Annotated in this window: 21 protein-coding genes and 1 pseudogene; 9 read left to right on the top strand and 13 right to left on the bottom strand. The window is 69.6% G+C overall.

The genetic code is table 11. The features are described from left to right. Positions 1-124 precede the first annotated feature (124 nt). From ACZ3TS_RS09290 to ACZ3TS_RS09260, 7 genes and pseudogenes are all read right to left on the bottom strand, one after another. Positions 125-1507 carry an acetamidase/formamidase family protein gene (locus ACZ3TS_RS09290; protein ID WP_467615303.1) on the bottom strand — a complete coding sequence of 461 codons (1383 nt, stop codon included), beginning with the start codon at positions 1505-1507 and terminating at the stop codon, positions 125-127. A gap of 233 nt (positions 1508-1740) precedes the next feature. Further along, the gene (locus tag ACZ3TS_RS09285) at positions 1741-2478 is read right to left on the bottom strand and encodes a FadR/GntR family transcriptional regulator (RefSeq protein ID WP_467615301.1); all 738 of its coding nucleotides are present in this window, start codon (positions 2476-2478) and stop codon (positions 1741-1743) included. A 104-nt stretch (positions 2479-2582) separates the two neighbouring features. After that, a complete protein-coding gene (locus ACZ3TS_RS09280; protein WP_467615297.1) occupies positions 2583-3698 on the bottom strand; it encodes an acetamidase/formamidase family protein in 1116 nt (371 codons plus the stop codon). After that, positions 3695-4126, bottom strand: coding sequence for a RidA family protein (locus ACZ3TS_RS09275; RefSeq protein WP_467615295.1), 432 nt, complete (start codon positions 4124-4126; stop codon positions 3695-3697). The genes ACZ3TS_RS09280 and ACZ3TS_RS09275 overlap by 4 nt, the downstream gene beginning before the upstream one ends. Beyond that, positions 4123-4926 (bottom strand): amino acid ABC transporter ATP-binding protein, encoded by an 804-nt coding sequence (locus ACZ3TS_RS09270; protein ID WP_467615709.1) that lies wholly within the window; start codon positions 4924-4926, stop codon positions 4123-4125. Before ACZ3TS_RS09270 ends, ACZ3TS_RS09275 begins: the two co-directional genes overlap by 4 nt. A 186-nt stretch (positions 4927-5112) precedes the next feature. Further along, a pseudogene (locus ACZ3TS_RS09265) lies at positions 5113-5727 on the bottom strand (amino acid ABC transporter permease); the annotation flags it as partial. Beyond that, positions 5727-6617 carry an ABC transporter substrate-binding protein gene (locus ACZ3TS_RS09260; RefSeq protein ID WP_467615292.1) on the bottom strand — a complete coding sequence of 297 codons (891 nt, stop codon included), beginning with the start codon at positions 6615-6617 and terminating at the stop codon, positions 5727-5729. The pseudogene ACZ3TS_RS09265 and the gene ACZ3TS_RS09260, both read right to left, overlap by 1 nt. Positions 6618-7000: 383 nt before the next feature. On the opposite strand from ACZ3TS_RS09260, the gene ACZ3TS_RS09255 reads away from it, so the two are divergent. Further along, on the top strand, positions 7001-7210 hold the full coding sequence (locus tag ACZ3TS_RS09255) for a hypothetical protein (protein ID WP_467615289.1): 210 nt from the start codon (positions 7001-7003) through the stop codon (positions 7208-7210). A gap of 222 nt (positions 7211-7432) precedes the next feature. On the opposite strand, the gene ACZ3TS_RS09250 is transcribed toward ACZ3TS_RS09255, so the two are convergent. Next, complete coding sequence (locus ACZ3TS_RS09250; protein WP_467615286.1) at positions 7433-8356, bottom strand: LysR family transcriptional regulator; 924 nt, start codon at positions 8354-8356, stop codon at positions 7433-7435. Positions 8357-8476: 120 nt separating this feature from the next. Between ACZ3TS_RS09250 and ACZ3TS_RS09245 the strand changes: the two genes are divergently transcribed. The 6 genes from ACZ3TS_RS09245 (at position 8477) to ACZ3TS_RS09220 (ending at position 15220) form a co-directional block, all read left to right on the top strand. Then, complete coding sequence (locus ACZ3TS_RS09245) at positions 8477-9352, top strand: dioxygenase family protein (RefSeq protein WP_467615283.1); 876 nt, start codon at positions 8477-8479, stop codon at positions 9350-9352. 54 nt (positions 9353-9406) lie between these two features. Then, positions 9407-10393 (top strand): quinone oxidoreductase family protein, encoded by a 987-nt coding sequence (locus ACZ3TS_RS09240; protein ID WP_467615280.1) that lies wholly within the window; start codon positions 9407-9409, stop codon positions 10391-10393. Between the two features lie 20 nt (positions 10394-10413). Further along, positions 10414-11385, top strand: a complete 972-nt coding sequence (locus ACZ3TS_RS09235) for an MBL fold metallo-hydrolase (protein ID WP_467615277.1) — start codon at positions 10414-10416, stop codon at positions 11383-11385. Positions 11386-11420: 35 nt separating this feature from the next. Beyond that, entirely contained in the window at positions 11421-12776 is a 1356-nt protein-coding gene (locus ACZ3TS_RS09230; RefSeq protein ID WP_467615274.1) for an amidohydrolase family protein, read from the top strand. Between the two features lie 43 nt (positions 12777-12819). Then, complete coding sequence (locus ACZ3TS_RS09225; protein WP_467615271.1) at positions 12820-14454, top strand: amidohydrolase; 1635 nt, start codon at positions 12820-12822, stop codon at positions 14452-14454. 199 nt (positions 14455-14653) lie between these two features. Further along, complete coding sequence (locus ACZ3TS_RS09220; RefSeq protein ID WP_467615268.1) at positions 14654-15220, top strand: TetR/AcrR family transcriptional regulator; 567 nt, start codon at positions 14654-14656, stop codon at positions 15218-15220. Positions 15221-15653: 433 nt separating this feature from the next. Here the strand turns inward: ACZ3TS_RS09220 and ACZ3TS_RS09215 are convergent, their stop codons facing one another. The 3 genes from ACZ3TS_RS09215 to ACZ3TS_RS09205 form a co-directional block, all read right to left on the bottom strand. Then, a complete protein-coding gene (locus tag ACZ3TS_RS09215) occupies positions 15654-15842 on the bottom strand; it encodes a DUF397 domain-containing protein (protein WP_467615265.1) in 189 nt (62 codons plus the stop codon). Between the two features lie 229 nt (positions 15843-16071). Continuing rightward, a complete protein-coding gene (locus tag ACZ3TS_RS09210; RefSeq protein ID WP_467615263.1) occupies positions 16072-16929 on the bottom strand; it encodes a helix-turn-helix domain-containing protein in 858 nt (285 codons plus the stop codon). Between the two features lie 422 nt (positions 16930-17351). Further along, complete coding sequence (locus tag ACZ3TS_RS09205; protein WP_467615260.1) at positions 17352-18092, bottom strand: GOLPH3/VPS74 family protein; 741 nt, start codon at positions 18090-18092, stop codon at positions 17352-17354. Positions 18093-18320: 228 nt separating this feature from the next. On the opposite strand from ACZ3TS_RS09205, the gene ACZ3TS_RS09200 reads away from it, so the two are divergent. After that, on the top strand, positions 18321-21188 hold the full coding sequence (locus ACZ3TS_RS09200; protein WP_467615257.1) for a serine hydrolase: 2868 nt from the start codon (positions 18321-18323) through the stop codon (positions 21186-21188). 251 nt (positions 21189-21439) lie between these two features. Next, a complete protein-coding gene (locus ACZ3TS_RS09195) occupies positions 21440-23431 on the top strand; it encodes an MFS transporter (protein ID WP_467615254.1) in 1992 nt (663 codons plus the stop codon). 72 nt (positions 23432-23503) lie between these two features. Here ACZ3TS_RS09195 and ACZ3TS_RS09190 read toward each other — a convergent pair whose 3' ends face one another. Both ACZ3TS_RS09190 and ACZ3TS_RS09185 read right to left on the bottom strand, forming a co-directional pair. Continuing rightward, on the bottom strand, positions 23504-24379 hold the full coding sequence (locus tag ACZ3TS_RS09190) for a MerR family transcriptional regulator (RefSeq protein ID WP_467615251.1): 876 nt from the start codon (positions 24377-24379) through the stop codon (positions 23504-23506). A 73-nt stretch (positions 24380-24452) separates the two neighbouring features. Continuing rightward, on the bottom strand, positions 24453-24971 hold the full coding sequence (locus tag ACZ3TS_RS09185) for a glutathione peroxidase (RefSeq protein ID WP_467615248.1): 519 nt from the start codon (positions 24969-24971) through the stop codon (positions 24453-24455). Between the last annotated feature and the right edge of the window lie 21 nt (positions 24972-24992).

The following is a 24992-nucleotide window of genomic DNA, read 5'->3' as shown; positions in this document are numbered from 1 at the left end:
GGCGAGCGCCGCGGACGGCTGGGGACGGGACGACCGTCAAGGCCTCGGCGGAGTCCGATGCCCGCGCGATGCCGGCGGGTGGGTCCCGCCGGCATCGGAGGGGGCCGGTGTTCGTTCGGCACTCCTACTTGCGGTGCCGCGCGGGGAAGTGCGCCTTCTCGATGACGCCGTGCACGCCGACGGTGCGGTCCACGACCTGGGACACCTCGAAGTCGGCGGCCGCCGACAGATACGCGTACGCCACGGCCCGGTCCATGCCGAGGTCGTGCTCGAGGAAGTCCAGCGCGTTGACCACCGCGCGCCGCATGGCGATGTTCAGGTCGTTGACCTGGCCGTTCAGGCTGCCGTCGGGATCCGACAGGCCCACGGCCACCCAGGCGTCCTGGGTCTCGGCGAAGGGGTAGTTGAACGCGACGGACGGGGCGTCGCCGGAGCCCTGCCGGCACGCGGTGAGGCGGAACGTCGTGCGCAGGGAACCCTCCATGGCCGTGAGGGCCACTTCGCCGTTGCCCATGGCCATGTGCGGGTCGCCGGTGTAGAACAGCGCGCCTTCGGAGAAGACCGGGAGGTAGAGGGTCGAGCCCTGCTGGAGCCGGTTGATGTCGATGTTGCCGCCGCCGAGGGTCGGCGGGATCGAGTTGAGCGCCGGTGCCGTGAGGTCGTTCTCGGAGGTGAAGGCGACGCCCATCATGCCCATGTGAGGCTTGAGTGGGAAGGCGACTTCACCCGAAGTGCCAAAAGGCATCACGCCGTTGGCGGCGCCTGCGTCACCGCGGCGGACCGGTGTGAAGACCGAGACGTTGCCGTAGTGCGTGGGGTCACCCGTGGACCGGCCGTCCGTCGCCACCGGAGGCATGACCTCGTCGAGGGTGATCCCCACCGGGGCAGAGCCGCCGGCCTGGCGGGCGAGGGCGCCCTTTCCATGGCGGCTCGACACTACGCCGTAGGGCACCCGCGGCAGCAGCGAGAGAATCTCGATCTTCAGTACGTCACCGGGCCGCGCCCCCTCGACGTGGATCGGGCCGGTGACCACGTGCGGGCCGTCGACGTCGAAGTTCCGGTCCGTGCGGTTGTAGTCGCGGGCGATGGCGACCGCGTCGTCCAGCACCTGATCGGCCGGCACGCCGTGGCTCTTGAAATAGGCGGCGGGGTCGCGTCCCTGGTCCTCCAGAAGGCCCTCGTGGGAGACCGTGTCGACGGTCACCGACTCACCGGATCGCATCCGCAGCACCGGCTGACTGCCGACCGAGGGCACATACCCCCAGCGGACCTGCTCCGGCAGGGACGGCACGTAGTGCTTGCCGTGGATGGGGCCCCTGCCGGGCTGGAGGATCTCCTTCGGAAGCGCGGCCGTCGGCTGCGCCGCCTGCGCCGTGCCGCTCGACAACAGGGTCGCCGCGGTGCCAGCCGTGGTCACGGCGGTGGCGGCGCGGAGGAAACCGCGGCGCCCGAGGCCGGAGATGAGCAGCTCCCGGGCGTCGCCCGGGTCCATGGCGGAGGTGTTCATGGGTACTCCAGAGTTCGTGTCGTCGGATCGGGTCTGCCATCGGATCGGGGCCCGGCATGGCCGGGAACACGGCACAGCGATGGCGGGGAAGCCCCTGAACAGAACCGGTGAAAGGGAGACTTGCAGGGGGGAATCGCGCTGTCCTGTGGCGGGGCGCAGGGTCGAGAGATGGGTCAGGCCTGGGCAGACCCGTCAGGTCCGGCATGAGCTGGGGCAGGCCCTGGGGCCAAAGGTCAGGCCTGGTCGGTGGAGGGCGCGCTGTTGTCGCGCGAGCGCCGGATGAGCTGGTCGACGTCGGCGAGGTGACGGATCATGGCGCGGGCTGCCCCGGCCGGGTCACGGGCCTCGATCGCGTCACGGATCGCCTGGTGGCCGGCCAGCGACGCCCGGCGCCCTTCCGGTGTGCTGTGGGAGTCCTTGCGCACCGGGGTGGTCCATGAACTGACCATCGTGGTGAGGGCGGTGAGCAGCGGGTTGTGGCTCGCCCTGGCCAGCGTCAGGTGGAACTGGATGTCGAGCTCGAGCGACTTGGCACCCAAGAGGTTCTCGTCCGTGGCGTGCAGGATGTCGTCCATCTGCAGCAGGTCGGCGCTGGTGGCGCGCAGTGCCGCGAATTCGGCGATCTTCGGTTCGATGACCGTCCGCAGCTCGGCCACGTTCGCCAGTTCCCGGTCGGCCTCGGCCAACTCGGCCAGATTCGTGTAGAGATCGTCGACCTGGGTGGGCGGGGCCAGCACCACGGTGCCACGGCCCGGCCGGCGCTCGATGAGGTGCTTGGCCTCCAGCTGGTGCAGAGCCTCCCGCAGCGAGGTCCTCGACACGGACAGCGACTCGGCAAGTTCGCGCTCCGACGGCAGCCTGTCGCCCGGGGCGATTCCGCCCAGCGCGATCATCTGTTCCAGATGTGCGACCAGGGCGTCACTGACGCTGTGAGCACGGGTCCGCAGCGGCGGTACTTTCGCCACTCCCATGCCCTTTACCTCCTTGCCGAATGTGCAGCCAGCGTACCGTGTCCGATCACCTCGGGCCTGGGCTTCAGCTCGCGGCCGGGGCCGGCTCCGACGGTCTTCCACGATCATGTCCATGCGCCGAAGTCGCTCTTGCGGATCAGGCAGTGGACGCCCTTGACGTCGTCCACCACCTGGCTCACGACGAAGTCCGCGGCGGCACTCAGATAGGCGTACCCGATGTCCGTCGGCACCTCGTACAGATCGGCGAGCACCCGCAGGGCCTCGCGGACCGCTTCGCGGAACGCCTCGTTGAGGTCGCGGTGCAGCCCGAGCGCGATCCAGTGCTCCGGCGTCTCACCGAAGGGCCGGCGCAGCAACCCCAGCAGAGCGCGGCTCTCCGCCGCCGGCAGCACCGTCGCGCGCAGGGTCGCGCGCAGCGGGGCCTCCAGCGCGGTCAGCGCGACTTCGCCGTGCCCCTGGGCATAGTGCGGGTCTCCGACGTAGAGCCCGGCCTCGTCCACCTGCACCGGCAGATAGAGGCTGGTGCCGGCGACGAGGTCCTTGACGTCCATGTTCCCGCCGAACGGCCCGGGGGGTACCGAGTTGAGCGGAGTGGCGCTGGTGCTCGTCACCCCGACGAGCCCGAGGAACGGTGCGAGGGGGAAGCGCAGCTCCCTGCCTCCCGGCACCGCGATGCTGCCCGTCAGTTCCGCCGAGGCCCGGCAGAACGTGGAGACGGAGCCCGCTTTCTCCGGGTCGCCCGGATCGGGCACGAAGCCGGGGTGCGGCAGGTGGGGGAGTTCCCCGGCCAGGGCGCCGTACCCATGCCTGCTGGAGATGACGCCGTACGGGGCGCGGGGCACGAGTTCGAGGAAGTCGACCCGCAGTACGTCGCCGGGTCTCGCCCCGCTGACCGCGATGGGTCCGGTGGTGACGTGCGGTCCGTCGCCGGCGGCGTCGCGGACCGGGTGACCGGCCGCGATGTCGACGGCGTCGCGCAGCACGTCCCCGGGGCCGATCCCGAACTGGCCGAAGAAGGCCACGGGATCCCTGCCCTGGTCTTCCATGATGCCCTCGTGGGACACGGTGTCCACGGTGATCGTCTCCCCGGAGCCGATCCGGGCGACCGGTGCGGCCCCCTCGGCGGGAAGCCATCCCCAGGTGACCGTGTCGCCGGTCGACGCCAGGTAGTGGCGGCCGGGAAGGGGCCCCTCGTGGGGTTGAAGGAGGGGCAGGCTCATGAGTGGTTCCTCTCCGGTATGCCGGCGATGAGGTCGATCTCGATGGCGGCGCCCACGGCGAGACCGGTGACGCCGACGCAGGTACGGCTCGGCAGGGGGCCTTCGAACCAGGTTTCGTAGGCCGTGTTGAAGGCGTCGAAGTCGGCGAAGTCGGTCAGATAGACCCGGACCATCAGCACGTCGTCGAGCGTGAGGCCGAACTGTCGGAGTACGGCCTCCAGATTGCGGCGCACCTGCTCCGCCTGCGCGAGCACGCCGCCTTCCACCAACCGGTCGGTGGCCGGGTCGGTGGGCATCTGGCCGGTGACGAAGAGCATCGGTCCGAAGCGGGTCGCGTGCGCGAAGGGGCCCACTTGCGGGGGCACCCCGTCGTCGGGTGAGAAGACAAAGGTCTCCTTCACCGCTGGGGCATCGGCCGGGACCGTCATGCCACCCCTCCCATGGTCTGCGCGCCCATGACCCGCAGGAACCGCGCGGTCGCCGGATGCCTGGGACGCGTGAGGAGCTCGTCGGCGGGCCCCTCTTCGGTCACGGAGCCGTCGCTCATGAACACCACCCGGTCGGCCACCTCTTGGGCGAAGCGCAGCTGGTGGGTGGCGATGAGCATGGTCAGACCGTCCTCGCGGGCGAGCCGGCGGATCACCTCGAGTACTTCGTGGACGAGTTCCGGGTCGAGGGCCGATGTCGGCTCGTCGAGCAGCAGGACCCGGGGACCGGGCGCGAGTGCGCGGGCGATGGCGACCCGCTGCTGCTGCCCTCCCGAGAGGTGCCTCGGCAGCGCTCCCGCCCGGTGGGAGAGACCGACCCTTTCCAGCAGCTCGGCCGCCCTGCGTTCCGCCTCATCGGCGGGCAGCCGGTGCACCCACCGCAAGGGTCCCGCCACGTTCTCGAGGGCGGTGAGGTGGCTGAAGAGATTGAAGTGCTGGAAGACCATGCCCACCCCGACTTCCGCGCGGGCGTTCGCGATCTTCGCGGGGGAGAGCGGCTTGTCGTCGTCGCGGTAGCCGATGCGGCGCCCGCCGATCAGGACCGCTCCGGCATTCACCTCCTCCAGGTGGTTGATGCTGCGCAGCAGGGTGCTCTTTCCGGATCCGCTCGGACCGAGCAGGGCCACGACCTCGCCGGTACGCACGGTCATGTCGAGCCCGTCGAGGACGATGTGTTCTCCGTACGACTTGTGCAGGGAGCGGACCTCGACCGCGGCCGGGGCACCGTCGAGGGCGGCCACCCGGGCTTCCCGCTCCCACGGCTCGGGCGGCGCCGGAGGTTCCCATGGCTGGTCGTCGGCGACGGCTTCCTTCACCACGGCGGCCACCGGTACGGGTGAGGCGGCGGCCCGGCGGACCGGCAGCAGCCGTTGCGCCCACGACCGGGAGGCGGGGCGGTCCAGATCGAGGGCGCGCTCGGCCGCCAGCTGGATGGCGCTGATGCCGCCGGTGAGGACGAGGTACATCACGCCGGACGCGAAGAAGACGGAGAAGAAGTCGAAGGTGGACGAGGCGAGTTGGGTGCTGCGCAGGGTGAGTTCCTGGACGGCGATGAACGAGGCGAGCGAGGAGTTCTTCAGCGTCGTGACGGCTTCGTTGCCGAGAGCCGGGACCATCAGGCGTATCGCCTGCGGAGCGACGACCCTCCTCATGATCACGAGCGGTGTCATGCCGAGCGCCTGCCCGGCGACGACCTGGCCCTTGTCCACCCCGAGCACGCCGGACCGGAAGACCTCCGCGATGAAGGTGGCCTCGTTGGCCGCGAGCGCGAGCCCGGCCGCCATCAGGGGGCTGAGGGTCAGACCTGCGTGCGGCAGGGCGTCGTAGGCGAAGACCAGCTGGAGGATCAGCGGGGTGCCCCGGAAGATGATCGTGTATCCGCGTGCCACCGCGGACAGTGAACGGTGCCGGGACAGCTGCATGCTCGCCAGTACGAAGCCCAATACCAGACCGCCGAGCAGCCCCAGCGCGGTCAGCTCCAGGGTGATGAGGATTCCCTGCAGCAGATACGGCAGTTCGAGGTAGTGGAGGAACTGGGACATCAGCCGGTCACCAGCCGCGGAGCCTCCAGAGTACCCGTCTCCAGCGACCACTTCTTGAGCAGCTTGGTCTGGGTGCCGTTTTTCTGGATCTCCACGAGAGCGGCCTTGATGGCGTCCCGGAACTGGGTCTTGTCCTTCGGCACGGCGATACCGATGGAGTAGGGCAGCGTCACGGCGGTCGCCTTGCCCAGCTCGTTCGGGTGCGCCTTGACCGCCTGCGTCACCGTGTTCACGTCGTTGATGTAGGTGTCGGCGCGGCCGGCGAGGATCGCCTGGATGCACTGGGCGTTGTTGTCGTACAGCTGGACCTGAGGAGCCGGGCGACCTGCTGCCTTGCACGCGCCGGCCAGGTCCTGGACCAGCGGCACCTCTACGAAACCGGTGTTGAGCGCGGCGGTCGACCCGCACAGCGAGGTGTTGATGCCCGCGAGCTTCTTCGGGTTGCCCTTCTTCACCAGCACCCCGTCGTAGACCTTCGAGTAGGTCACGAAGTCCGCGGCCTTGGCGCGGTCCTTGGTGGCGTAGATGTCGGAGATGACGAGGTCGGCCTGGCCGCTCTGCAGTGTGGGCAGCAGCGCGGGGAAGGCTACCGGCTTGTAGGTGAGCTTGAAGCCGAGACACTGGCCCAGAGCGCTGCCGAGGTCGATGTCGAACCCGACGTATCTGCTCGGATCGTTGGGATCGAGCGCCTCGTAGCCGGGCGTGTGCGGGTTGATCGCGTTGGTGAACGTCTTGCCCGCGAGATCCGGATGGGCGGACTGCAGCTGCTTGCAGGCCGGCGAAACCGTGGTGGTCGAGGCCGCGGCGTTCGACGTCGACCCGGCACCGCAGGCCGTCAGGAGGGCGACGGAGGCGGCGGACGCCGCGGCTATCGGCAGAAGTGCACGCATGGAGGCGTTCCTCTCGTTCGCGAGATGAGGGAAGGGAGTTGGTAGGATGGTCCGACCAAGTGCGCCTCACCTTACGAACGGCACGCAGGCGCGTCAGTAGCCGGGCGTAAACGTCATGGCGTTCTTACGTGGACGCAACAAATGCCCGATGCTGCCACGCTCCTGGACACGTGGGGGAAACCGGCCGCCTTGGGCGGTGAAGTCCAGGAAATGAGCGAGGCCTGCCGCGGAAGGGATGCGCGGACCGTCGGCGACGCCGGTGCCGTGTGGCGAGGAGCCGCTGTGCGGGGCTGTGTCGGCGGGCGCTCGCCCGACGGCGCGACGGTGCACCGCGCCGGCCGGACGCAGGTGCCGACTCGCCCGTCCGCTCCGGGCGCCGACCGATGGCACCCGAAGTCCAGGCCGGAGGCGACGGGGCTGCCGCCGAGGCATACGCCTGTGCGACGGACATTCCGGAGGCGGTCGCGGCACTGGCCCGGCAACCGATCTCCGGCCGGATCGTGGAGCTCGGCGAGACCGTGCCGCTCGGCCACCAGCCGCGCTCCGAGGGCCAGGGGGGTGCTCGTCCCAGAGGAACGTCGCGACGCAGTTGACCACGCCCGTGGGCGCCATCTTGTCGTCGACGCTGCTCACGCGGCTGCACTCGGGCTCGCAGAAAGAACGCCACATACACCGCATTGCGCGCGGTCGGCTGCGTGATCCGCCCCGTGCAGTCGTGCCTCTGCGATGCCCCGCTTGACCGACGGGTGACAGCGGCCGCGAAGCAGAGCCCGCAGGAGCCGGGCGAGGGGGTGCGACCGCCTGATCGGCGTGCCCTACGTGTCCAGTCCCTGGGAGGCCAGGTCCCTCGGCGACAGGGAGGATTGGCACGCCTCGAGGAGTGTGTCAGCCATCGCCACAGCCGCTGGGGACACGGGGAGTTGGGCTGTGGTGGCGAGCGCCAACGTCCACGTGATGGTGGGCACGATCGGAATGGCGCGGAGGTCCGGATAGTGGCCGGCCGGCGTGGTGGGCATCAGGGTGATGCCGAGCCGGTTGCGGACGAGACCGGCGGCGGTGTCGTAGTCGGCCACCTCGTAGGGAGCGTCCACGGCGATTCCGGCGGTGGTGAGCGCATCGTCGGTCTGGCGGCGGATACCCCAGCCCGCGGCGAACCGTACGACCGTTTCCCCGGCGAGGTCGGCCACGTGGACCTGGCTGTGGGCGCCGAGCCGTTGGTCGGGCCGGCAGAGCAGGACCAAGGGTTCGCGGGCGACCGGTCGAAGGGTGACCTGCGGCGGTGCCGTGGTGGCGGCGACCAGGGCGAGGTCGAGTGCACCGTCCACGATGGCGGCCAGGTGCCCGGCGGTGCCGGCGACGCTCTGATGCAGCCGGATCGAGACCAGGGGGTATTCGGTGTGGAAGCGGCCCAGCACGGTCGGCAGGTCGAGCGGCCCGGAGGACATCAGGGTCCCGAGGTCGACGCTGCCGATGAGCTGCTCCCGGTACTGGGCCACCGAGTTCTTCGCGCGCCGGGCTGCGGCGAGGGTGCTGCGGGCCTCGGTGAGGAATGCGGCACCTGCCGGGGTCAGCGTGGTCCGGTGCCTGGCCCGGTCGAGAAGCTGGATGTCGAGCTCGCGCTCGAGCTTCGCGACGGCCGTCGACACCGCCGACTGCACGACATGGGCCCGCTCGGCGCCGCGAGAGAAGCTCCCTTCCTCGGCGACGGCCACAAAGTACTCAAGCTGACGTAGTTCCACTCCAGGAGTATCTCAGATCGAGATCCACCTCATCTCCTTCTTTCGTTAGACGAGATATCTCGGCCGGGTCATGCTCTCAGTACGGGCCGAGAAGCAGACATGAACGAAGGGAGACGAGCGATGTCGATCGATCTGACCGAGGAAACGATCACAACCGCAGTACAGGAAACCTTCGAAGGTGCGACGGACAAGCGCATGCGTGAGCTCTTCGTGAGCCTTGTCCAGCACCTGCACGACTTCGCCCGCGAGGTGCGCCTCACCAGTGAGGAATGGTTCACCGCGGTGGACTTCCTGGAGCGGGTCGGTCACATCTCGAGTCCCACCCGGCAGGAGTTCGTGCTGCTCTCGGACATCCTGGGGCTCAGCGTGCTGGTCGACCAGATCAACCATGGCAACGGCTCAGCCACCGACTCCACCCTGCTCGGACCGTTCTACGTGGTAGGCCGACCGCGGGTCGAGAACGGCGCCGACATCTCCGGAGGTGTCCCCGGCATGCCGCTGTTCTTCAGCGGCATGGTCGTCGACACCGAGGGCCGTCCGGTGGCCGGTGCGGACGTGGACACCTGGCACAGCGACAGTGAGGGCTTCTACGACGTGCAGCAGGCGGAGAAGCTGCACGGCGAACCGGCCATGCGGGCGCTGCTGGCCACGGACGACAGCGGTCGGTTCTCTTATCGCTCGATCGTGCCGCGGTACTACCCGGTGCCGACCGACGGACCCTGCGGCGAGATTCTCCGGGCTGCCGGCCGCTCCCCGATGCGGCCCGAGCACATCCACTTCTGGCTCCACGCGCAAGGCTACGAATCGCTGGTCACGATGTTGTTCCGAGGCGCCGACCCGTACCTGGAGCGGGATGCGGTGTTCGGCGCCAAGCGTTCGCTGGTCGCCGACTTCGTCCAGCACGAGGCCGGCGAGACCGCGCCGGACGGCACCGTGATGTCCGAGCCGTTCCAGACCGTCGAGTGGACCTTCACCTTGGCCCCGGCACGACGGTGACGACACCGCGCCGGAGATATATCCGCTGATCAACAGTCTGGAAAGGACACCAGCGTGCGCGCTCTACGTTTCGATCGGTTCGGCGGTCCCGACGTCCTGCGGATCGCCGAACTGCCCGATCCCATCGCCACCGAGGACACAGTCGTAGTCGCCGTACGGGCCGCCTCCGTCAACCCGTCCGACGTGAAGAATGTGGCCGGTGTCATGGAAGGCACGGAGTTGCCCCGCGTGCCCGGTCGTGACTTCGCCGGCGTCGTCGTCGACGGTCCGCCGCAGTGGCGCGGCGTGGGGGTCTGGGGCACCGGCGGCGACGTCGGCTTCACCCTGGACGGCTCGCACGCGGAGTACATCCGTGTGCCGGTCACCGCGCTCGCCCGCAAGCCGACGACGTTGACCTTCGAGGAGGCGTCGGCGGTCGGGGTCAACTTCGTGATCGGCTGGCTCGGGGCCGTCGAGTTGGCGCACCTGAGCAAGGGCGAGACCGTCGTGGTCTTCGGCATTTCCGGCGGGGTGGGCGGCGCCGTCGCCCAGATCGCCCGGACTCGCGGGGCCCGGGTGCTCGGCGTCGACCGGGTCGCCCCGGCGAACGGCACCCCGGCGGCGGAGATCATCGACGAGTTCGTTCCCTTCGTCCCGGACTCGGGCGAGGTGGCCGAGACCCTGCTGGCGCACTCCGGCGGCCGGGGAGCCGAGGTCGTCTACGACGCCGTCGGCGGGGTCACCACCGCTTCCGCCTTGGCCTCGCTGGCCCAGCGGGGCAGGCTGGTGGTGATCAGCGCGGTCGGCACGCCCACGGTGGAGATCCACCTGCCGGACTTCTACCACCGCGAGGCCCAGATGCTGGGTGCGGACAGCCGCAAGCTCGATGTCACCGAGTCCGCCGAGCGCCTGACCCGGCTCGCCCCCTACTTCGAGCGTGGCGATTTCCGGCCGCTGCCGGTCACGCACCGTTTTGGCCTCGACGAGGGCGAGAAAGCCTATGCCGCGGTGGCGGAGGGGGTTTCCGGCCGCGTCGTCATCGTTCCCGAAGGCCGTTCGTAACCACCGAGGAAGGCGACACCATGACACGCTGCGCCGGCGCCCGTATCACCGTTCTCGACGAGAACTTCATCGACATCCTCCTGCCCTCGACTCCGGGCATACGCCGCTACAACATGGATCAGCACTTCAACTCGCGCTACGGCGAACTGCTCGCCGAGAACGGGCTGTGCTTCCTCGTGGAGACGTTCACCGAGAACGGTTCCACCACGATCCTGTTCGACGCCGGGCTGACCTCCGAGGTGGTGCTGCACAATGCGCGACACCTCGGCGTGGACCTGAACGAGGTGGAGGCGGTCGTGCTCAGCCACGGCCATCCCGACCACTTCGGCGGCATCAACGGAGTCCTCAAGGCGATCGGCCATCCGACCCCGGTCGTCGCGCATCCGGACGCGTTCAACCCGCGGATGATCGTCAAGCCGCACACCACCCTGCCGATGATCAATATCGGGCTGACGCGGGAGGGAATCCGGGAATCGGGCGGTCACCTGATGGAGGCGCGCGGGTCCATCCCGCTCGGGCCGGGCCTGCGCACCTCGGGCGAGATGCAGACCACCGCCGACTTCGAGTTCGAAGCTCCCGCCGGACGCCTGTGCGTCCACGCGGACGGCCGCGTGGAGGCGGACGACATCAACGACCACCAGGTCCTCGGCATCGACGTCGAAGGCCACGGGCTGATCGTCATCGACCCGTGCGGGCACCGCGGCGTCGTCAGCTCGATCGAACACATGCGGGCGCTCACCGGCACCGACCGGCTCTACGGTGTCCTCGGCGGTTTCCACACCGGACATCCCGGCATCAGCGCCAACCGGATCGACAACACGGCGAAAGCGCTCGCCGCCTACGAGCCGCAGCTGGTGGCTCCCATGCACTGCAGCGGATTCCCGCTCAAGAAGGCCGTCGCGGACCTCATCCCGGAAGCATTCGACATCGTCACCGCAGGCACCGTGCTCACCATCGGCGACGTGCCACCGGACACCCGCACCTGGCGATGAAGCACCAGCCGTCCGAGTAAAAGTAGAGGTCAACGATGACAGACAAGACGCTCATCAAGGGTGGCACCATCTACAGCGTCGACCCCCACATCGGGGAGCTTCCTCGCGGTGATGTGCTGGTGGAAGGCGACACGATCGTGGCCGTCGACGAGCACATCCCCGCTACGGATGCACGCATCATCGACGCCACCGACCGGATCGTGTTGCCGGGGCTGATCGACACCCACCGACATCTGTGGCAGGCGGCACTGCGGCAGATCGCGGCGGACTGGACCCTCGGCCAGTACATCGACCACATGCTCCTGGAACTCGGTCCGAAATTCTCCCCGCAGGACGTGTACGCGGCCGAACTGCTCGGCGCGATCGAGGCCATCGACGCCGGCGTCACCACCGTCATGGACTGGGCGCACATCATGCGCAGCCCGGATCACGCCGATGAGGCAGTGCGCGGGCTGCGGGAGTCCGGTGTCCGGGCGGTGTTCGGCTACGGCAACCCCGGGGGACCGCCCGCCGCCTGGTACGCCCGCGATGTGACCCGGGTGGCGGAGCGCTACTTCTCCTCCGACGCAGGGCTGGTCACCTTCGCACTCGCCAGCATGGGTCCGGAGTTCGGACCGGTCGAGGACGCCCTGGCCGATCTCGAACTGGCCCGCGAACTGGGCATCCGCGCCTCGATGCATGTCGGCGTCGGCGCGCTGGGTCGACAGCGGTCGATCACCCAACTGCACCGACGCGGTCTGCTGGGCCCCGACCTGATCTACGTCCACTGCAACACCTGCACCGACGCCGAACTGCGGCTGATCGCCGACACCGGGGGACATGCCTCGATCTCGCCGCGGGTGGAGATGCAGATGGGACACGGTTATCCGGCGACCGGGCGGCTGCGCACGGCCGGGGTGGCGCCGAGCCTGAGTATCGACGTCGTCTCCGGGGTGGGTGGCAGCCTGTTCGCCGAAATGCGCGGCACACTCGAAGCCGAGCGCGGCTGGCAGCACCATGCCGCGCTCTCCCGTGACGAGACGCTGCCCGAGCTGACGATCACCACCCGGGACGTGGTCAGGATGGCCACGATCGAAGGCGCGCGTACCCTCGGACTGGAGAGCAGGATCGGGTCGCTCACCCCCGGCAAGCAGGCCGACATCATCTTGCTCGACACCGACCGGCCGAACCTGTCGCCGGTGAACAACCTGTCCGCGGCAATCACCCTCGCCGACAACGAGAACGTCGACACCGTGCTGATCGCGGGCCGGGTGGTCAAGCAGGGCGGACGGATATCGGGACACGACCTGCCGGCCATCCGGGCGCTGGCCCGAGATTCCCGGGACCGGCTGCTGGAGTCCTGGTCCGGGCTCCGCTCCACCGCCGCCACGGCGGCCCGGCCTCGCGCCTGACCCCGCATCCAGCCGACGCGATCAACAACAACGAGGTTGTTTCATGAGCACATCACCGGGCACCGCACACGCCGACCGGATCTTCGTCAACGGGCTGGTCTGGCCGGGCGGTGAGGGAGGACCCGGACCGGAACCCACCGCACTGGCGGTGCGCGACGGCCGGATAGTGGCGTGCGGCAGCGACATGGAGATCCGCGAGCTGGCCGGAGGCCGCTCGACCATCGTCGACCTGCGCGGCCGCCGGGTGGTACCCGGCCTGATCGACGGCCACATGCACGCCGTGCGCGGGGGCGCGACCTGGGCGAGTGAACTCCACTGGACGGACGTGATCGACCTGCGAACGGCGCTTGCCACGATTCACGGCGCGGCTGAGACCGCGCAGCCGGGGGAATGGATCCGTGTCGTCGGCGGCTGGCATCCCTGCCAGTTCGCCGAATCGCGAGAGCCCACCCGTGCCGAGTTGGACGCGGTCGCTTCGGACCACCCGGTGTACGTGCAGGCACTCTACGAGGTCGCGGTGCTCAATTCGGCGGCGCTCCGTGCGGCCGGTATCGACGCCACCACCCCCGATCCGCCCGGGGGGCACTTCGAGCGGGACCCGATGACCGGGGAGCTCACCGGCCGCGCCTTCGGTATGGGCGCGTTCAACCGGATCCTGGGCGCGATTCCACCCGCCACCCCGGACCGGGAAGAACGCTCCACGGCGGCGATGCTCGCCGACCTGCATGCCCTCGGGCTGACCGGAATAGTCGACGCCGGCGGGTTCGGCATGCCGCCGGAACGATACGAACCCCTGTTCGCGCTCTGGCGCGACGGCGGTTTGTCCATGCGGATGCGGCTGTTCCTGTCCGCGGCGGACCCCGGGCAGGAATACAAGCAACTCGAGGAGTGGATGCGGCACACCCCGCCCCGGTTCGGGGACCCGATGCTGCGGTTCGCGGGCATCGGTGAGGTGGTGCACTACGGCTGCCACGACTTCGAGGGTCTCGAGGAATTCTCGATCTCCGACGACGCGGCCAAGGAGCTGTACCGCATCAGCTACCGCGCCGCCGAACAGGGCTGGCCAGTGAACATCCACGCGGTGCTCGACGAGTCCATCGACAGGATCCTGACCTGCTGGGAAACGGTGAACGAGCGGATTCCGCTGCGCGGGTTGCGGTTCTCGCTGTCCCACGCCGACCGCATCAGCCCGGGCAACCTGCGGCGGCTCGCGGCATTGGGCGCGGGCGTGGTGCTGGACGACCACCAGGTGTTCAAGGCCGGCTTTTCACAAGCGGCATGGGGCGACGGTTCGATGACCGAAGTCCCGCGCATCGCCGACATGATCGCCGCTGGGATTCCCCTGGCGGCCGGGACCGACGCCACCCGCGCCTCCTCCCACAATCCCTGGTTGTCACTGTGGTGGCTGATCACCGGGAACTCCGCGGACGGCGTTCCGAGACGCGCCGCCCGCCACCGGATGGCCCGGGGCCGTGCGCTGGAGTGCTACACCGCGGGCAGCGCTTGGCTCAGCTTCGAGGAAACCAGTCGCGGGCGTCTCCGACCCGGCGCGTACGCGGACTTCGCGGTGCTCAGCGAGGACTACTTCGCCGTGCCGGAGGACCGCATTCCATGGATCCGCTCCGAGCTCACCGTGGTGGGAGGGGAGATCGTGCACACGACCGGAACCGTCGCCTGACGGCCGTCATCACGGTGTGTGGCATCGGGACATGTACTGCTGGAACTCCATGAACTCGGTGGCGTAGACCCATGGTACTGATCATGTTCCTTCGTGCGGTCCAGCCTGCAGGGCCGTGGCGATCCGCTGCCAGGTGCCGTTGGGATGTCAACGGCGAAACAGGTCACACGGCAAACTCGGATGACGAAAGAGCCCTCCCATGACCCCAGACACCGGGCGCCCCCTGCGGGCCGACGCTCGTCGTAATCGGCAGAAGATCCTCTCCACCGCGGTGCGTGTCTTCGCAGAACACGGACTGGACGCGCGCCTTCATTACATTGCCGAGGAAGCGGGAGTGGGAACCGGCACCCTCTACCGGAACTTCCCGACCCGGGAACTCCTGATCGAGGCCGCCTTCCGCGAGGAATTGAGCCGACTCTGCGAGGCCGCCCCCGAACTCCTGGTGACCATGCCGCCGCGCGAGGCACTCCGCGCCTGGATGGGCCGCTTCCTCGACTACGCCACTGTCCAACTCGGGATGGCCGACGCACTCCGCGCCGTCATCGACTCCGGCGTCAATCCCTGCGCCAGCAGCGAGTTGATGACGACCGCCCTCACCTCGCTCCTGGACGCCGCGGCCGCCGAAGGCACCATTCGGTCGGACGTCGGCGCGACCGACTTGTTCGCTGTCCTTACCGGCGTCGCCCTCGCCGCCGGAAAGCCCGAACAACGCGCGCTGGCCGAACGCCTCCTCGACCTCATCCTGGGCGGCTGCGCTGCGGTATAGCCGGGTTCCGACTGCTTCCGCAGTTCCGGGTTGCCGCACGGGCCGGGTGTCGGGGTCGCTGATCAGGTGCGAGGCGATGATGTGGATCGAGCGGGCGACGGCGGCCAGTGCTTTCTTGCGGCCGCGGCGTTCGAGGCTGCGCTGGTAGCGCGCGCCGAGGAAGGCGTCGGTACACGAGGCGGCGGTGGCCTCGCCGAGGGCGCCCTTGAGCCAGGGGTTGCCCCGGCCGGCGGTGTTGGCGTCACGTTCGGCGCCGGACTGGGTGGTGGTGCGCGGGGTGATCTTGGCCCAACTGGCGAGCGGTCGGCCTCTCAACACCGACTCAGGCGCCCCGGAGGCGAACCGAGCCCCAAAAAAACGAGCCCCCTCGGCCGGGACGGCGGGCCAGTCGAGAGGGCTGTCGGTGATTTTTGTGGGGTCGTACTGCGCGGTGCTACTTGATCGACGCCACGAAGGCGTTCCAGGCGTCGGTGGGGAAGGCCAGGACGGGCCCTTCGGGAACCTTGGAGTCGCGTACGGCGAGTGCCGCCATGGTGGGCGACTTGACCTCGACGCACGCGCCGTTGCCCGCCGAATACGACGACTTGGTCCACGTTTCCGTGGCCCCCTGAAGTACTGCCATGTTCACTCCGGTAGCGAGTTGCTGAGTTGCTGTCATCGCGTCGCGGGTTCCCATTCGGTGCCCGCGATGCGATTCGCGCCAACTTGTTTTGGCTGATGGCGTGATCGAAGCTACTCGTCAACTTCCTTGTGCGGAGCAGTCGTTCACTCGACTGGATGGCATATTCCAGTAGCGTCTCCGCTTGAAGGTTTCGCTGGTGTACGATCCGCCGCCCCCTCGCGCGGAGAGCTCAGCGCGCGTATGCCTTCGCCGCGTCCGCGATGAACTGCCGGGACTGTTCCACGTTGAGGGCCTGCGCCCGCAGGTGCTCGTACATCACGGCGTACTTCTGCACGTCATGGGCCTTTTCCAGGTACAGGTCGCTGGTGACGCCTTCGAGGTACACCACGCTCGAGTCGGCCGCGTCGGCGAACTCGAGGATCGCGTACTGGCCGTTGAGACCGGGATGCGCCCCCACCTCGAACGGCAGCACCTGCACGGTGACGTGCGGGAGCTGGGACATCTCGGCGAGGTGCTCCAACTGTTCGCGCATCACCAGGTTGTTGCCCACGACGCGGCGCAGCGCGGCCTCGTCCAGTACCACCCACAGGCGGAGCGGGCTGTTCTCGGCGGCGATACGTTCCTGGCAGCGCATCCGCACCTGGACGCGCTTGTCGATGTCGGCCGCCGACGTCTCGGGCAGCGCCCCTTGGATGAGGGCCTCGGCGTAGGAGCGGGTCTGCAACAGCCCGGTGATGATCTGGGGTTCGTACACCCGCAGCGACTCCGCGTCGGTCTCCAGGCCGATGTACACGCTGTAGGGGATGTCTCCGAACGCGTGCCACCAGCCCTGCTGGCGGGAGTCCCGGGCCATCTCCATCAGGGAGTCGACGACACGCTGGTCCTCGACCTCGTAGACGCCGCACAGGTCCCGGACGTCGCGCTGGCTGATGCTGCGGCGGCCGTTCTCCAGACGGCTGATCTTCGACTGTGAGACGAGCAGCCGTTCCGCGACCTCTTCGGCCGTCATGCCCTTGAGTTCACGGAGCCGGCGCAACTCCTGGCCCAGCCGGCGTCTCCGGACGGTGGGATTGACATTCGACGCCACGGACGTGCACCTCCGGCTGCGTGCCTCTACTTTGCGTATCTGCTGCTGAGCAGATTGCCACCAAGGTGCTTTCTACCGCTGGAAAACAGCGGATATGCGGTGCCCGCACACCACTTGGGCGGTCCTTGGCCGGACGACGGCCCGCCGCACCACGGCTGGCGTGCGGCTACGCGTCCATCGTACGGAATGTCGTACGCGCAGGCTCTCAGCGACCTGCGCATGCGGCCGCGCGGGGCGGTGGGATCTTCCGTCGTCCGGACGTACGATCTCATCGCCCCGCGCGGGCCGGCGGCTCCCGAACCGGGACTGTGTCGTCGGCTCGTTCTGGTTGCGTGTGCCGGGTCGTGCGGTACCTGCTGTACCGATCCTGCTGGTTCAGCCGGTGGTTCTGCCGTGGTCCTGCCGGGCCGTGGGACTGCGGCTCAGTGGGCCACGACCCGCGCCATGGATCCGCGGCGCGGCTGCATCGGAACACCGCGGGCGGGTTCCGGTGCGGGCCTGGCTGCGGCGGCCGGGGCCGGACTGCGGCGCGGCTGTGCGACCGCGCCGTTCTGGACGTCCATCACGGCGTGCGCCACGAGGCCGCCCATGGGGTCGTGCCTGATCAGGTCCCGCAGCCGGGAGCGGGACGAACGTCCCTCGTTGCCCGGATACAGGTGCTTGCCGAGGCCGACCGCGTGGGCCAGCGCGGCGAGCGCCGCGGTCCGTGGGTCCGGCGGAACGCCGGTCCGGATCGCGGAATCCAGCCGGGCCCTGATCTCCCGGCTGATGGCGGTGTCCGTCGCCTGGTACCGAGTCGTCGGCAGCACCCCGCACATCTGGCCGGCCACGGCATGGACCATGCCGCACCTTTCCAGATGCGAGAGGTAGGTCTGGCGAAGCCCGAGACGCGGCCCGCCGATCCAGTGGACGGCCCGTACCGGAGCGCCGCGCCTGCGCAGCAACTCCAACGCGCTGTCCAGTGTTGGATCTCCAGTCGGCCGTGGCGCCACCACGGCGATACGATCCCCGTCTGGGGCTATCCGTCCGGCCAGCGCCAGCTCCACTAGCTGTGCTCCGGCCAGACCGAGGTCGAGCGACTGCGGCTGTGCAGTGGTACCCGTGGCCGGGTCCAGTGCCAGCAGCAGAAGCTCCTCCGGAAGTGTTCTGCGGCTCCTGCCCATCCATGCCTCCCCGCGTGGATGAATGACAGGGTGACCCCTCTCACATTGGTCTGTCGAGGGTGCGTGACCGGAATGCAGTGGAACCGGTAGGTATGTCGTTCTCGTCTAGCCCAGGGGTCAATACCTCACACAGGACACTGGTGCATGGTTCGGACAGCGGTGTCCGGGCGGCGGTTCACGGTTCGGCAAGGCGCGCGAGTGGGTGCGTGGCGCAAGGAGGAGGCATCGGTGGCGGGCGAGTCCCCCGACAGGTCGAAGCAGCACGAGTCGTCGGCGGAACCGACGTCGGGGAGCGTGGCCCCGGTTCCGGCGCTGGCCAAGGCCGGGGGTGACCCCCGTCTCGCGATGGCCGGCGAGACGGTGCGGGTCGACCAGGCGACGGCGGTGTTCTCCACGCGGGCACCGCGTGGCTCCGCCGGTACGGCCGTGGACGGGGCCGGTACGGCGTCCGAGGCCGCCGAGGGCGCCGAGGGCGCCGTGAATGCCGCGGGTTCCGAGGAACGCGGTGGGAAGGCCTCCGCGGACCGCGTGCACGGCGGCGGCCGCGGGAACGGTTCCGGGAGTGCCTCGCTGGCCTCCTGGGTGCGGAGCGCGGACCAGGGCGAGGCGGAGGCGTCGGAGGCTGACGCCGTGTCCGAGGACGCGTCTGATGGCGCCGGGGCCAAAACGCAGGCTGCGGAAGGCCGTTCCGGCGGCGCGGAGGAAACGGCCGCGCGGGCTGAGCGGGAGCCGGCCGAGGAGTCCGGCAGCGAGGGCGCGGGGGAGACCGGGGAGGCCGCCGAGGGTTCCGAGAAGCCCGCGGACGCCGAGCGCGCGGGCGAGGGCGAGGGCGAGGGCGAGGCCCAAGATGCCTCCGAGCCGGAGACGAAGGCCGGGGACGCCTCGAAGACCGAGGACGCCGCCGAGCCCGAAGGCAAGGATGCCTCCACGAGCGGGGCCGGGACCGTGCGTGCCTCCGAGGCCAAGGCCGAGGGCGGTGACCCGGGGACGACTGGTGCAGGCGAGTCCACGTCCGAGGGTCCTTCCGTGGCCGCCGCCGAGCCTGCGGCTCCCGAGGCCGAGGGCGGTGACCCGGGGACGACTGGTGCAGGCGAGTCCACGTCCGAGGGTCCTTCCGCGGCCGCCGCCGAGCCTGCGGCTACCGAGCCCGTGGACGAACCTGAAGAAGCCCTCGAGGCCAAGTCCGCGGGCAAGGGCGGCCCCCAGCCGTCCCCGTCCGAAGGCACCGACGCCGCCGAGTCCGAAGCCGAGGATGGCCCCACGCCGGCCAAGCCCTCCGTCGACCAGCCCACCGCCGTCTTCAAGATGCGGCGGCCCGCGGTGGACCAGCCCACGACGATGCTCAAGCTGGGCGATGCCAAGCCGTCGGAGGGGGATGCCCGCAAGTCCGGGGACAAGGCCGCCGACGGTCCGGAGTCGGGGGCGGACGCCGAGGTGTCTGCGCAGGCCGACGGCAAGGCGGGTGAGGGGACCGCGGACAAGCCCGCGGTGGATCAGCCCACGACCATGCTCAAGCTGGGCGATGCCAAGCCGTCGGAGGGGGCTGCCGGCAAGTCCGTTCCTGCCTGGGCCGCAAAGTCGCCCTCGCAGGCCGTCGACGGGCCGGACGCCACGAACAAGTCCGCGGCGGACGCCCCCGCCGAGGCCCCGGCCGAGTCCGTTTCCGAGCGCACCAGCAAGTTCGTCGCCCTCAAGCCGCTGGGCGAGCCGCAGCCGACGAAGCCGAAGTCCGGCCCCAGTCCCGCCGAGGCGACCGCCGCGCTGCCTCAGGTCGGCCCCGAGCGCACCGCGCAGCAGCCGCTGCCGCCGAAGCCGCCGCTGGACCTGCTCGCCGAGCTGACGAACACTCCGCCGCCGCCGGACACCCCCGTGCGCACCGTGCTGCGGCGAATCAAGATCTGGACGCCTCTCGTCGTACTGCTGGTGATCATCTTTGCGATCGTGCAGGCGGTTCGTCCGCTGCCGGCCGCCTCTCTCGCGCTGAGCGCTGACGACACGTACACCTTCGGCGGCAAGTTCGACCTGCCCTGGCCGGGTCAGGGCCAGTCGGCGATCGAGGTCGACGGGGTCGGCGTGATCGGCACCGAGGGCACGCAGAGCCCGAAGCCCATCGCGAGTGTCGCCAAGATCATGACGGCGTATGTCACCCTCCAGGAGCACCCGCTCAAGGGGAACGAGGGCGGTCCGACGATCACCGCGGACCAGCAGGCCGAGGACGAGTCCAAGAACGAGGACGAGTCGACGGCGGCCATGACGAAGGGCCAGAAGTTCACCGAGCGGCAGATGCTCCAGATGCTGATGATCCCGTCCGGGAACAACGCGGCGCGGCTGCTGGCCCGCTGGGACTCCGACAGCAAGACCTTCGTCGGCAAGATGAACGCCGCCGCCAAGAAGCTCGGCATGACGAAGACGACGTACACGGACCCGAGCGGCCTGGACAAGACGACTGTGAGCACCGCCGTCGACCAGCTGAAGCTGGCCAAGGCGGTCATGCAGGACCAGGTGTTCCGCGGCATCGTCGGAATGGCCAAGGCGGACATCCCCGGCCTCAGCAGCACGATCTACAACAACAACGACCTGCTGGTGAAGCAGGTCGGCGTGATCGGTCTGAAGACCGGTTCGTCGACCCCGGCCGGCGGAAACCTGGTGTGGGCGGCCACGAAGGTGGTCGACGGCAAGACGCAGACGATCTACGGCGCGGTCCTCAACCAGGACGCCCACACGGGCCGGGTCTGGGACAGCCTGCAGCTGGCGCTGAGCAACAGCCAGAAGCTGATCAACAAGATCCAGCAGAGCCTGACCACCGCGACGGTGGTGAAGAAGGGCGAGGTCGTCGGGTACGTGGACGACCAGTTCGGCGGGAAGACGCCGGTGGTCGCCACCAAGAACATGACGGCGGTCGGCTGGCCGGGTCTGCGGACCAGGATCTCCCTCGGGGACAACGGCAAGGCGGTCCCGCACGAGGCGAAGGCCGGCACGGTCGTCGGCGAGTTGAAGGTCGGCGACGGTTCCAGCCGTGCGGTGATGATCCCGGTCGCCCTCCAGAAGGACCTCACCGAACCGGGTTACGGCGCGAAGTTCACCCGACTGGGCTGAACGCCGTACAGGACGCCGGTACGACGCGCCGCACCCCGCCCGCGGAGCCCCCACCCGGGAGCCCGCCGACGGGGTGCGTGCTAGCGTCGCGAGATCGGGTCAGGACGTGAACCGCGGACCTGACCCGGGTCGGACCTCCGGGAGAACCTCCACGGAACGGTGACGGAACTCTTGCGGATGGCCGGGTAGGGGGAGAGAACGGAACCGGACACGGGGCGAGAGCAGAGACGGGACACGGGGAGTGCCTTCAGGTGGCCACAGCGGAGCCGACACACGCCGACGACGCCGATTCGGGCCGTCATCGGGGCGGGACATCGGGCCGGCGAATACAGCTGAGCGCCTCCGCCGCTGACGGGACACGGCAGCCGACGGCACCCGACGACAGCTCTCCCGTACCCCCCGCCGAACCAAAGGCGACACCCCCCGCCGAACCAAAGGCGACACCCCCCGCCGAACCAAAGGCGACACCCCCCGCCGACGAAAAGGCGTCGGCCCCCCGTCTGCGCGCCCTGCTCACCCGTGCGCGGTCGTCCCGCGCGGCGGACCTGGCCCGCAGACACCCCGTCCTGGCGGTCACCGCGCTCGCCGGCGCGCTGCACCTCGTGTGGTTCTTCACCTTCGCGAACAGTGGCGGGGATCTCGCCGCGCAGGACGCGTGGGCGGAGTTCGTGGGCCGGCACCCGGACTCGGCGTACAACCTCGCCTGGTACGGGGGCATGCACCCGGTCTCCTACAGCGTGGTGTCGCCGTACCTGATGTCGGTCCTCGGTGTCCGTACCACGATGATGATCGCGGGCACGGTCTCGGCCGGGCTGCTGACGCTGATCCTCATCCGCAGCCGTGCGGTCCGCGAGCCGTGGCGGCCGGCCCTGGCCGGGGTGTTCGCCCTGCTGTGCAACGCCATCTCGGGGCGCGTGACGTTCGGTCTGGGCACGATGTTCGCGCTCGGCGCGACGGCGACCGTCTTCTGCTGGCCCTACCGGTGGCGCTACAAACGCTGGGCGAAGGCCCTGTGCGCCGCGCCGCTGGCCGCCCTGGCCACGATGTCGTCCCCGGTGGCGGGCCTGTTCGTCGGTCTGGTCGCGGTGGCGCTGTTCCTGCAGCGGCGTCGCCCGGGCGCGTGGGCGCTGGGCCTGGCGCCGACCGTGGTGGTCGCCCTGTCGTCCTGGCTCTTCCCCTTCTCCGGTACGCAGCCGATGACGTGGGCGTCGGCGCTCCTTCCCTTCGTCTACGCGGTCCTGGTCTTCCTCCTGGTCCCCGCGGAGTGGAGGACGGCACGGATCACGGCGGCGGTGTACGGGCTCTCCGTGCTCCTCGTCTGGCTGATCAGCTCCCAGATCGGCTCCAACATCACACGTCTCGCGATGCTGTTCGCGGGTGTGGCGCTGATCGCGGCGCTGCCGTTCGCGGTGCCGCGCAGCCGGAAGTGGTACGCCATCGTCGTCGCGTTCATCAGCTTCGTCGGCTGGATCGGCTTCAAGACGGTCGACGACGTCGTCCACACGACCCCGGCGGCGTCCTGGGCGCGCGAGCTGGCGCCGCTGGTGAACCAGCTTCAGGTGGTGGGCGCGGAGAAGGGCCGCGTGGAGGTGGTCCCGGCACGCTCGCACCGCGAGGCATCGGCGCTCGCCCCGTACGTGAACCTGGCGCGCGGCTGGAACCGGCAGGCCGACATGGAGCGCAACCCGATCTTCTACGACGACACACTCAACTCCGCTAACTATCACGCGTGGCTGCAGCGCTGGGCGGTGCACTACGTCGTGCTGCCGAAGGGGGAACCGGACGGGGACGGCGGCGAGCGCGAGCGCGAGCTCGTCCAGCGGGGCATGCCGTATCTGAAGCAGATCTGGGGCGATGCGAACTGGCAGCTGTTCGCGGTGACCGACCCCACTCCGATGGCGGATCCGCCGGCCATCGTCGACCGCGCGGAGCAGGGTGAACTGACGATCGAGGTGAAGAAGGCGGGCCGGGTGCTCATCCGCATCCCGTACTCGCCGTGGCTGGGCCTGGTCGACGCGCAGGGCAAGGGCGTCAAGCCGCCGCAGGAGACGGAGGAGTCCAAGCACCGCGAGGCAGGCATGCCGAAGACGTACGACAACGTCAACGGCTGTCTGATGGAGACGGACGAAGACGCGGCGGGCGACAAGTGGACGGAACTCGTGGCCCCGCGCGCGGGCACGTACCACCTGGCGGCGCCGTACCAGCTCCCGCGCGGGACACCCTGTCCGGCGGAGTTGCGGTAGTGACCCGCCCGGGCAGGGTCGACGGGGGCGAAGACCCCGCGACCCCCATCCCCTCCCGGCCCGGGCCCCGGCTCACCTCACCGGAAATGCCACATCACACACCGCGTCCTCGGGTCCCGCCGCGTCCCAGTCCGCGAAGTACACCTCCCGGCAGGGCCCCGCATACTCCAGCCCCTGCTCCGCGATCCACGCCTCCACCGCCTCGAAGGCCGCCAGGATCTGCGGATGGGCCACCTGCGCCTTGGTGATGCGGGTGTACGCGAGCCGCTGCGCCGGCTCCTCCCGGACCCGCGTCTCCCGCGCCGGCCCGTGCTCCTCCGCCCAGGCCAGCGCCGCGACCCGGTCGGCCACCGGCACGCACGCCTCCGCGGGCCCGTCGCTCTCCTGCGACACCTCGGCGTGGTAGACGACGAACGGCGCACCGCTCACTCCACCGCACTCCTGTGCCGCCGACTCGAGCCGCCCCAGCGAGGCCCCGATCCACGCAGGCAACTCGTCGGCCAGCGTGTGCCGCGTCTCGGTGATCAGCACCTGCTGCGGCACGTCCACCGTCTCGACCACGAACTTCCCGTACATCTCCGAGTTCCTCCCCGACAGTCGTCCACGGAGGTACTCGGCGAGCGTGCGCTGCGCGGCGATCCGCTCCTCGACGCCGGCCCAGTAGCCGGCGAGCAGCGAGGACGCCCGTCCGCCGTCCGACTCGCGTGCCGCCACCACTTCGGCGACCTGAGCGAGCGGCATGTCGAGGCGGCGCAGCAGGGCGACCATACGGGCGCGTTCGACCTGGTCGGTGCGGTAGTAGCGGTAGCCGCTGGCCTCGTCGACGTAGGCGGGCGCCAGCAGTCCCAGCCGGTCGTACATGCGCAGCGCCTTCGGCGACAGCCGCGAGCGGGCGGCGAACGCGCCGATGGTCAGCAGATCGTTCCTCACCCTGTCATCCTCCGTCACCGGACGCCTTCCGCCCGGTGACGAGAACGCTCGTCCCTGCCCCAGGGGCAAGGTCAACCATGTACGCCGGCGGTCAGGCGACCGCCTTCTCCACCGCGGCGAGGACCTCCGCCGCCTCCGGCTCCGTCTGCGGCGAGAAGCGGGCCACGATCCGGCCGTCCTTCCCGATCAGGAACTTCTCGAAGTTCCAGCGGATGTCCCCGCTGTGCCCCTCTCCGTCCGCGAAGCCGACGAGACGGTCGTACAGCGCGTGCCGCCCCTCCCCGTTCACCTCGATCTTCTCCGTCATCGGGAAGGTCACGCCGTACGTGGCCGAGCAGAACTCCGCGATCTCCTCGGCGCTTCCGGGCTCCTGCCCGAGGAACTGGTTGCAGGGCACCCCGAGCACGGTGAAGCCCAGCGGCGCGTACCGCTCCTGCAGCCGCTCCAGGCCCGCGTACTGCGGGGTCAGCCCGCACTTGGAGGCAACGTTCACCACGAGGACGGCCTTGCCCGTGTACTGGGGCAGGTTCGCGGAGCCGCCCTGCAGGGCGTCGATCTCGACATCGAGAACGGAGCTGGTGGAGCTGCCGGTGTTGTCTGTAGTCGTCATGAAGCGGATGCTAGCTCCGCT

It is taken from the genome of Streptomyces sp. NPDC022910 (genome assembly GCF_055561075.1).
The sequence above is the reverse complement of the archived record's forward strand: the minus strand, read 5'-3'. Positions and strand labels throughout refer to the sequence as shown.